This window comes from Cedecea sp. Ae19-4 (assembly GCF_059801165.1).
Map to the genome: position 1 here is coordinate 1 of NZ_JBCHWG010000024.1, position 321 is coordinate 321.

At 68.5% G+C, this 321-nt stretch carries 1 protein-coding gene; it reads left to right on the top strand.

Features of this window, described 5'->3' with window-relative positions; genetic code table 11:
- Positions 1-321, top strand: a 321-nt coding sequence (locus AAIE02_RS23615; protein WP_498533426.1) for a hypothetical protein, incomplete at both ends; no start/stop codon positions are given.

Sequence of the window (321 nt, forward strand, 5' to 3'; positions counted from 1 at the left end):
CTACGCCATCACGGCGGGCGATGCGGCCCGGGCGAACTCCACCATCACGCGTGACAGCGACAGCTATACCTCAGGCAGCGACATCACCGTGACGGTGACGCTGAAGGACGGCAGCACCACGCCGGCCCCGGTGAGCGGACTCAGCAGCGACACGCTGGCGGGCATGGTCACGGTGGCGAATGCAGAGGCGAAGTCCGGCACGGCATGGACGGAGACGGCGGCAGGCTCCGGGGTGTACACCGGGGTGTATGTGGCCCGGACGGTGGGTACCGGACTGGCGGCAACCCTGACGGTGAAGGACGGCAGCAAAAGCTCGGCCAC